This is a genomic window from Caballeronia sp. (genome assembly GCF_049581465.1).
Lineage (GTDB): Bacteria > Pseudomonadota > Gammaproteobacteria > Burkholderiales > Burkholderiaceae > Caballeronia.
Genome location: NZ_JBAUSA010000990.1, coordinates 1 through 4,834, shown reverse-complemented (window position 1 = coordinate 4,834; position 4,834 = coordinate 1). Strand labels below are relative to the sequence as shown.

The following is a 4,834-nucleotide window of genomic DNA, read 5'->3' as shown; positions in this document are numbered from 1 at the left end:
GCGCCGCACTCGTGGCCGCGGCGCTCTTGCTGGCTGCCGGCTTCGCGCCGGTCGGCGGCGCGGAGGAGCCGCCAACGGTCAATCCGGCTTCTTCAAGGTTCGTCACCGACTTCGTGCCGAGGCCCTTGACGCGCGTGGCGAGATCATCGGCGTCCTTGAACGGACCGTTCTTCGTGCGTTCGTCAATGATCGCCTTCGACTTCACCGGGCCCAATCCCTTGACGGATTCGAGCGCGGTTTGGTCGGCGGTGTTGACGTCGACGGCCGCGAATGCAACGCCCATTGTCAAAGCAAACGCGAGACACAGCATCAGCAGCTTTTTCAGCATGAGAAGTACTCCAGGTTTAAAAAATAATAGAAGAAATCGATGTCGGTCTCGCTATAAGACAGGTAATTCGACTCCTTACTGGCCTCGCGTTCAACGTAGAGGACAGCGTATTGATAAGTCCGGGTAGCATAAGACAAATTCTGCACGGCGACGACCGCGCCGGCGTAAATGCCTCACCGCCCGCCCGTTTCCTCTGGCATTGCTACAAAATTCACCAAAAACATTTCGCTTAGCGAAACAAGTAGCGAAACAAAATCGTTCGCCCGTTCCATTCGCGTTCAGCGAATTCGACCAGATGCATGGCGGATCGGGACGGATCGGCGGCAATCTGCCGCAACGGGCTGCTAAGCGCCTGCCGGCTTGATCTTTGCGATTCGCCGATAACTCGATGTTCGTCATTTCCGTGCCCGCCAAAAACCAGTCTTTTCGCGCGGGCTCGATCGCGTCCTGATACTCGATGTTCGTATGTACAACGCGCGAAGGTGCGGCTGGTGCACGGTTAAATGAGACGTCGATGTAAAAAATTGACAATGGCGGCCCGCGGGCGCGGCGTCACTCACGCCGGACACGTTCCACATTGGTGCGCCCTCTGCGTTGCCGACCCACACGCCAACGGTGTAGCGCGACGCGTAGCCGATGCCCAGTTGTCGCGCATGTCCTTGCTGGTACCGGTTTCACAGCGCTGAAGGCGCGCGTGGCGAGGACGCTGTCGAAGCCGAACGTGCGCGTGCGTGCGTAGTTGTCAGCGAGGATGTCCATCACGATGAAGCGACACGCAGGCTTTAAAGGCCCTTGTGCTCGCCCGTGAAGCGGTGCTGCGAGAACGCGACGGCGACCTCGAACAATTGCGCGGCGCCGTCTTGACAAGCGAACTGCTGTCGCGATCGGTGTCAACGACGGTCTCGCGCGGACGCTTACGGATCAGGTTGCTGACACCCATCGGCGGGATAGGTGCGGGTGAGAACGCCGACCGCCCGGCGTTGTCGCTTCCTTCACTTGAGCCACGAGCGGCGCTGCTGTAACGACCCCTTTTGCGCCTGGCGGATGGGCGCGCTTCAAGCGACAGGGGCTACTGCCTCATCGCCGGGCGCTCTTGCTGACTCCGATAGAGTTCGCGCCGGAGCACCTTCTTGCCCAATTCCTTGATCAGGAAAACGCAGCGATCGGCACGCACGGCGGATATGAAGCGGCCGAGCGATCCGACCTCGCGTCCCCGGCGCGCCGCCCTGGTCGCGACCTGATAATCGATGGCCATTTGGCCGAGCAGGTTGAGGGCGTCCCTGAAGACCGCCCGGTCCACTCGCGCGGACACATGGCATGCGCGTCGGAAGACCTTCCGGTAGACCGTGTGCCAGAACTCATCGTGTTCGCCTCCGTTGCATCTCGCGAGCGCTTCGCGGCCCGTCGCGTGCAGATCATGGACCTGCTGCAGGAGGTGGGTCTGCGTGATGCTGCCAAATCTGCGTCGATAGCAGATGAGCGGCTTTGTGACGTAATAGACAGAGCGGGCTCGCAGATACACGGAAGGCAGCACCGCCGCATCCTCGTAGTGGCGGGCGATCGGGAACGGATTGGGATCGAATAACGTCGTGCGATAAACGCGCGCCCACATGAAGCAGTGAAATCGGGTAGCGAAGTGCATGACCGTCTTGCGATCCGTATCGCGGCCGCCGGCGAGCACCGGAGGGACGACCTCAAGATCGAGAAGCGGCTCGTTTCGATCGTTAATAATAGTGGCGTTGTACTCGATCATGTCCCAATTGCCAGCGAGCAACGGTATGACAACGCTCAGGAATTCGGGCAGGAACATATCGTCGCCGTCGAGGAATCCGACATAAGGCGTGCGGACGTGTGCACATCCCTTATTTCGGGCATCGCTCAACCCCCCGTTCGATTGATGAATCAGAAGGACATGTTCGCCACGGTCTGCTTCCACCACCGCCTGGGCAACGGCGTATGTCCGGTCCTGCGATCCGTCGTCGATCACTATGATGTCAACCGCATCAATGAACGGGTGCGACAGCAGGGAATTTAACGCGTCATCGATGTAGATCTCTACGTTGTACGCGGCGATGATGATGGTGAGAAGCGGAGAGCGGGTTCGATACGCTTGTGTAGTCATGTTGACATGTCATCAAAGTCCTGAGGAAGCCGCGTTGGCCACTGATTCCGCGAAGCTGCAACGGCTTGTCGGGAAACGCTTGTCTGGAATAGGCGCGCGATCGACTGGTACAAACCATAAGTAACCATTCTCCCGGCCTCTGTGCGGCGGCTCACACATACCGCTCAAGCAAATAAATAAATCAGTTCATTGGAGGTGCAACGTTGTGGCAACCGCAGGACGCCTCACCTGAGTAAGGGCCACATGCATATAGAACGGCGCGTGTCGCTGGTGCTTGGGGAGGGTGTTCGACTGCGGATCAGGTCTTTGGCGGCGCTGCTAGTTTAGTGCGAAAAACCACGGCTAACCGCCTGCCGGCCTGATCTTTGCAAACGCACCGCGCACCTCGAATTTCACGGTGTCTACCACCGTGCCGTTCCGGTCGACAAGTTCCAGCACATGACGCCCGGGCCATGGCAACCACGCCATGCGCGCCGACTGGCCAGCCGTCTTGCCATCGAGTCGCCACACGCTGCCGGATGGCGCACCTTGTGCCGCGTCGAACCAGACCCGCTGGCGTGCGGCGGGAATATCGGGATCGAGCGCGTAGATCGTGCCGTCAGTGGGCGTGACGATTCGGGCTGCACCATTACGAGCCGAAGTGCCTAGCGCGTTTGCCGATAGTGCGATCTTTGTCATTTCCGTGCCCGCCAAAAACCAGTCTTTTCGCGCGGGCTCGATCGCGTCCTGATACTCGATGTTCGTATGTACAACGCCCGAAGGTGCGGCTGGTGCATGGCTGAATGAACGCCGATGTAAAAAATTGACAAGAGCGGCCCACACGGGCGCGGCGCCGCTCACGCCGGAGACGTTCCACATTGGTGCGCCGTCTGCGTTGCCGACCCACACGCCAACGGTGTAGCGCGAGGTGTAGCCGATTGCCCAGTTGTCACGCATGTCCTTGCTGGTGCCGGTTTTCACGGCGCTGAAGAAGCGCGTGGCGAGGACGCTGTCGAAGCCGAACGTGCGCGTGCGCGAGTTGTTGTCGGCGAGGATGTCGGTCACGATGAAACTCGCCTGAGGCGAGAAAATGCGCTTTTTCGGCGCATCGGTTGCATGGTTCGAGAGATCGAATACCGGTCCGGACATGCCGCCGTTCGCGAGCGTGCGGTACGCGTTCGTCAGCGAGGCGAGCGTCACGTCGGCGCTGCCGAGTGCGAGGCTGAAACCGTAGTAATCGCCGGCTTGCGTGAGCGGCAAGCCGAGCGACACAAGCGTGCTGGCGAAGCGATGCGGCGTGACCATCACGAGCGTGCGCACGGCCGGCACGTTCAGCGACGACCCCAGCGCCGTGCGCATGCTGACCCACCCCTTGAAGTCGTGATCATAGTTTTGCGGGATGTACAGGCCGCCGCCGGTCGCGAGATCGAGTGGGGCATCGTCGAGCAAGGTGGCGGGCGTGAGACGTCTCTCATCGATCGCCTGGGCGTAGAGGAACGGCTTGAGCGTCGAGCCGGCCTGGCGCAACGCGACCACCGCATCGACCTCGGGCGCATTCGATAACCCGCCCGCCGAGCCGACCCACGCGAGAATCTCGCCGCTGTGGTTATCGATGACGATCGCCGCGCCGTCATGCACATTGCGCTGCTGGCCGCGCGAGTTGAGTTCGAGCAGCGCTCGCGCGAGCGAATCGCGGGCGAAGCGTTGCAGGTTGGCATCGAGCGTGGATTGAATTCGTGCGCCTGCGGCAGGATGCACTTCTGCCCCGATACGGCGCGCAAAATGCTGCGCGAGTGCGTCGTAATCGGTGGAACGCGGCGAGGCTGAAGCCGTGCGCGTGAGCGTCAATTGCACGAAGCTGTCGAGGTTCACGCAGGGGTCGCCGGGATTCGTCGCGGCTTGCGCCATGTCGCGCAAAATCCCGCACGCCCGCGCCGATACCTTCGCGTAATTTGCGTTCGGCGCGCGCACCAGTGCGGCGGTGAGCGCTGCTTCGCGGTTGTTCAGCCCGGAAGGCGACTTGCCAAACAACGTTTGCGATAACGCCGATAACCCCACGATCTCGCCGCGAAACGGCACGAGATTGAGATACGCCTCAAGGATCTGGTCCTTGCGCCAGGCGTGATCGAGCCACAGCGCGTCGACGGTTTGCTGCGCCTTTTCCCCGAGCGAACGACGGCCGGGGCGGTGGTCATCGTCGATCAAGCCCGTGAGCTGCATGGTGAGCGTCGAGGCCCCGCGCGTGCGCGTGTTCCATAGATTGCCCCACGCAGCCGCCGCCGCGCCGCGCCAGTCGACGCCGGCATGTTCGAAGAACCGTCGGTCTTCCGATACCACGATCGCTTCGCGCAACGCCGGGGATACGTCTGGTAGCGCGACCCAGTCGCCGCGTCGCTGCGTGGTGT

At 61.4% G+C, this 4,834-nt stretch carries 3 protein-coding genes; all 3 read right to left on the bottom strand.

Features of this window, described 5'->3' with window-relative positions; genetic code table 11:
• Positions 1-328: ComEA family DNA-binding protein (locus WCA53_RS24300; protein ID WP_423916454.1), on the bottom strand; the 328-nt coding region annotated here is incomplete at its 3' end.
• 1,069 nt (positions 329-1,397) lie between these two features.
• Positions 1,398-2,450, bottom strand: coding sequence for a glycosyltransferase family 2 protein (locus tag WCA53_RS24295; RefSeq protein WP_423916452.1), 1,053 nt, complete (start codon positions 2,448-2,450; stop codon positions 1,398-1,400).
• A 342-nt stretch (positions 2,451-2,792) separates the two neighbouring features.
• The coding region (gene pbpC / locus WCA53_RS24290) for a penicillin-binding protein 1C (RefSeq protein ID WP_423916450.1) at positions 2,793-4,834 on the bottom strand (2,042 nt) is incomplete at its 5' end.